The 4015-nt window shown below is 74.4% G+C and carries 5 protein-coding genes; 2 read left to right on the plus strand and 3 right to left on the minus strand.

The genetic code is table 11. The annotated features are described in order from the left end of the window. Window positions 1-155 precede the first annotated feature (155 nt). Complete coding sequence (locus ACWGIF_RS35715; RefSeq protein WP_453503771.1) at window positions 156-842, minus strand: copper homeostasis protein CutC; 687 nt, start codon at window positions 840-842, stop codon at window positions 156-158. A 115-nt stretch (window positions 843-957) separates the two neighbouring features. Between ACWGIF_RS35715 and ACWGIF_RS35720 the strand changes: the two genes are divergently transcribed. Together ACWGIF_RS35720 and ACWGIF_RS35725 are read left to right on the plus strand one after the other, a co-directional pair. After that, on the plus strand, window positions 958-1635 hold the full coding sequence (locus tag ACWGIF_RS35720; RefSeq protein ID WP_453503773.1) for an HD domain-containing protein: 678 nt from the start codon (window positions 958-960) through the stop codon (window positions 1633-1635). Between the two features lie 128 nt (window positions 1636-1763). Next, complete coding sequence (locus ACWGIF_RS35725; RefSeq protein WP_453503800.1) at window positions 1764-2981, plus strand: Cmx/CmrA family chloramphenicol efflux MFS transporter; 1218 nt, start codon at window positions 1764-1766, stop codon at window positions 2979-2981. Between the two features lie 76 nt (window positions 2982-3057). Here the strand turns inward: ACWGIF_RS35725 and ACWGIF_RS35730 are convergent, their stop codons facing one another. Beyond that, on the minus strand, window positions 3058-3327 hold the full coding sequence (locus tag ACWGIF_RS35730; RefSeq protein WP_453503775.1) for a DUF4031 domain-containing protein: 270 nt from the start codon (window positions 3325-3327) through the stop codon (window positions 3058-3060). 7 nt (window positions 3328-3334) lie between these two features. Further along, window positions 3335-3709, minus strand: coding sequence for a hypothetical protein (locus ACWGIF_RS35735; RefSeq protein ID WP_453503776.1), 375 nt, complete (start codon window positions 3707-3709; stop codon window positions 3335-3337). Between the last annotated feature and the right edge of the window lie 306 nt (window positions 3710-4015).

Genomic DNA, 4015 nt, shown 5'->3' on the forward strand with positions numbered 1-4015 from the left:
GGTCCGGGGCGGAGCCCCGATCCTTCAGCCTCGCCGGCGTTTGAGGCGCGGGGTCCGGGGCGGAGCCCCGATCTTCCAGCCCCGCCGGCGTTTGAGGCGCGGGCGCGAAGCGCCGTGGGGGTCTGGGGCGGAGCCCCGGCAGCCGGGCCGCCGGGTCAGGACAGGGCGGTCCGCCAGTCGGCGACGGCCTCGGCCGAGACGGGCCGGCCCCACCCGGAGGGACGGGCCGCCCCACCGATGTGGAAGGCGTCGATCCCCCCCGCCCGCAACACCGGCAGGTGCGCCAGCGTCAGGCCGCCGCCGACCAGGAGCCGCGGCCCGTACCCCGGCTCCCCCCGCCGCCCCGCCTCGGCCAACAGCACCGGCAGGCCCTCGTCCACCCCGGCCGCCGAGCCGGCCGTCAGGTACGTGTCCAGCCCGGGAAGATCGGCCAGCGTCTTGCGCAGCTGATCCCGGTCCGCCGCGCGGTCGATCGCCCGGTGGAAGGTCCAGCGGCATCCGTCCAGCTCCGCCACGACCGCCTCGACGGCGACCAGGTCGGGGCCGCCGTCCGGGGTCAGGAAGCCGAGGACGAACTCCTCCGCGCCCTCCGACCGCAGCGCCCGCGCCGTGTCGACCAGGACGGAGACGTCGCCGGCCGCGAAGCCGTCCGTCGTGCGGAGCATCACGCGCAGCGGGATGGCGACCGCCGCCCTGATCGCCGCGAAGGTCTCGCGCGGCGGGGTGAGCCCGTCGGCGGCCATGTCGGTGACCAGTTCGAGTCGGTCCGCCCCACCGGCCTGGGCCGCGATCGCGTCCTCCACGTCGAGGGCGATCACCTCCAGGAGCGCACGGTTGCTCATTCGATCCCATCCTTCGGAAAAAACAGCTCGGGGGAAATAGGTCTAGTCCAATATCAGGGTACGGGCCTCCACCCGCGCTTCACCAGCACAATCACGCCACCCCCACAATGTGCCCATGGACACAGGCACTCCGAGCAGCGACACCCACCCCGAGACCGCGGCCCTCCGCGCCCGCTGGCGTGCGACCGTCACCGCCGCCGGCGCCCCCGCCGACCGCGATCCCGCCCCCTACGCCGACCGCCTCCTCACCGCCTGGGCGGAGCCGCAGCGCCGGTACCACACCACCTCTCACCTGGCCGATGTACTCGCCCGGATCGACGTACTGGCGCCGCACGCCGCCGATCCGGCCGCAGTGCAGCTCGCCGCCTGGTTCCACGACGCCGTCTACCGTCCCGACCGCTCCGAGAACGAGGAGCGCAGCGCCGCCCTGGCCGAGCGGGCCCTTCCCGAGCTCGGGATAGGCGCGGCGCGCACCGCCGAGGTGGCCCGGCTGGTCCGGCTCACCGTCACCCACGACCCCGCCCCGGGCGACACCGACGGCGAGGTGCTCTGCGACGCGGACCTGGCGGTCCTGGCCGGGGAGCCCCAGGCCTACGCCGCCTACGCCGCGGCCGTCCGCGCCGAGTACGGCTTCGTCCCCGACGAGGCCTTCCGCACCGGCCGCGCCGCCGTACTGCGCCAGCTGCTCGGCCTGCCGCGGCTCTACCGCACGCCCTACGGAGCCGCGCACTGGGAGGCCCCGGCCCGCGCCAATCTCGCCGCGGAACTCGCCACGCTGATCCCCGAGGGCTGACACAGGGCCGGCTCAGCACTGTCCCAGGACCGGCTCCAGGACCGCCACACCCGCGCCCACCAGGGGGAATTTGATCGCGTTCGCCATGGTTGGTGAGAGTCATGCCCGCAGATGCCGCACGACCCCGCATGCCCGTCGCCGTCTACATCCTCGGACTGTCGGTCTTCGCGCTCGGCACCAGCGAATTCATGCTCTCCGGGCTGCTGCCACCCATCGCCGCCGACCTGGGCGTCACCATCCCGCAAGCGGGGCTGCTCATATCCGCCTTCGCGATCGGCATGGTCGTCGGCGCACCGGTCCTGGCCGTGGCCACCCTGCGCCTCCCGCGCCGCACCACCCTCGTCGCCCTCATCAGCCTCTTCGGCCTCGGGCAGGTCGCCGGCGCGCTGGCCCCCTCGTACGAGCTCCTCTTCGCCTCCCGCGTGATCTCGGCGTTCGCCTGCGCCGGCTTCTGGGCCGTCGGCGCGGCCGTCGCCATCGCCATGGTCGACAAGGACCAGCGGGCCCGCGCGATGGCCGTCATGATCGGCGGCCTGTCCATCGCCAACGTCCTCGGGGTCCCCGCCGGCGCCTTCCTCGGCGAGCACCTGGGCTGGCGCTCCGCGTTCTGGTCGGTCGGCGCGGCCTCGGCGATCGCCCTCGCCGGCATCCTGGTGCTGATCCCCAAGTTCCCGCTGCCCGCCGAGAAGCCCTCGCTCGGGCGCGAGCTGCGCATCTACCGCGACCGCCAGGTGTGGCTGTCCATCGGCATCACGGCGCTCGCCGCGGGCGGCGTCTTCTGCGCCTTCAGCTACCTGTCGCCGCTTCTCACCGACGTGACCGGACTGGACTCGCAGTGGGTCCCGTGGATCCTCGGCCTCTTCGGAATCGGTGCGCTGATCGGCACCACCATCGGCGGCCGGGTCGCCGACGCGCACCTCTTCGGCGTGATGATCTGGGGCGTCACCGCCTCGACCGTCCTGCTGACGGCGCTCGCCCTCCTCGCGTCCGTCCAGGTGGCGGCCGTCGCCCTGTCCTTCCTCCTCGGCGTCTCGTCCTTCTTCACCGCCCCCGCGCTCAACGCCCGCATGTTCAACGTGGCCGGCGCCGCCCCGACCCTGGCCGGCGCCACCACCACGGCGGCGTTCAACCTCGGCAACACCGGTGGGCCCTGGCTCGGCGGCACCGTCATCGATGCGGGTCTGGGCTTCTCCGCCACCGCCTGGGCGGGCGCCGCGATGATGCTCGCCGCGATCGCCCTCGCCGTCACGGCCCTCCGCCTGGACCGCCGTACCTCCGCCCCCACCCCGACCCGCGTCGTCGCCGTCGGCATGGCGACGCCCGGGGCCGTGACCGAGACGGTCTAGAGGCAGACTGTCCGGCGCGATCAGCCTTTGCTGCTTTCCCCGCGGAGGTCGACGCCTCACGCCCCGCCCGGGGCGGCTACGCCTGCGCGCGGCCCTTCGGGCGGCGCAGTCCCGCCTCCGTGATGCGGCGGACCAGTTCCTTGCTGCCGATCTCCACCGCGCCCGCGCCGACCGCGTCCGCGTAGCGGTGCGAGGGCACGTCGTAGTGGTCCCGCTCGAAGGCACGCGGCGGGCAGCCGATGGCCGCCGCGAAGGCGTGGAGCTCCTCGTACGAGACGTCGCTGACCAGGTGCGACCACATACGGCCGTGGCCCGGCCAGGTCGGTGGGTCGATGTAGAGGGTCACCGCCGGCTCACCGTCGGCCCAGGACCGGGCCGAGGCCGCCGACCGCGGCCACTTTCACGCCCGCCTCCGAGCACACCCAGTGCGGGTCGGGTCCCAGCTCCGGATCGACGTCCAGCGCGTGCGGATCGCCGTGGGTGCAGACCGGGCACAGCGGCCAGCGCCCGTACTTCTCCAGCAGCGCGTCCTGTACGTCCTGGGCGACGAGCCCGGGAAGGTAGCCGACCCCCTCCGGCCACTGCTCCACCCACCACCGGCGGTGCGTGACCGAGTCCTCGACGAGGGAGACGACGTCGGCGTCGGCGACCTCGCCCGCGGCGAGATCGGCGAGCACGAGTGCACGGGCGACGTGCAGCGCCTGTTCCAGGGGGGTTGCGTGGTCCATGGGCCCATTGTGGACCTCCACGGGCCCGGTGACGAAGGCCCTCTTTCATGGGCCGCATGGCGGATTGACCACCGCACTTGCTGAAAATAGCTTTCAGGAGTGAGCAAGAGCGCGAAGGAAAACCCCGTCTCGCCAGCCCCACCGGCCCCGCCCGCCCCATCGAGCCCCGCCGGCGTGTGAGGCGCGGGGCCGGGGGGGGGCCCCCCCCCCCCCACCCCCCCCCCCCCCCCCCCCCACCCCCCCCCCCCCCCCCCCCCCGCCCGCGGGGGGGGCCGGGGGGCGGGGGGGGGCGGGGCCCCCCGAAGT

The organism is Streptomyces sp. NPDC054849 (assembly GCF_053610945.1).

What these genes read in the sequence shown, in the direction of transcription:
- ACWGIF_RS35725 (WP_453503800.1), top strand. Translation starts at nt 1,764, where the DNA reads ATGCCCGTCGCCGTCTACATCCTCGGACTGTCGGTCTTCGCGCTCGGC.
- ACWGIF_RS35720 (WP_453503773.1), top strand. Translation starts at nt 958, where the DNA reads ATGGACACAGGCACTCCGAGCAGCGACACCCACCCCGAGACCGCGGCC.
- ACWGIF_RS35715 (WP_453503771.1), bottom strand. Translation starts at nt 842, where the DNA reads ATGAGCAACCGTGCGCTCCTGGAGGTGATCGCCCTCGACGTGGAGGAC.
- ACWGIF_RS35735 (WP_453503776.1), bottom strand. Translation starts at nt 3,709, where the DNA reads ATGGACCACGCAACCCCCCTGGAACAGGCGCTGCACGTCGCCCGTGCA.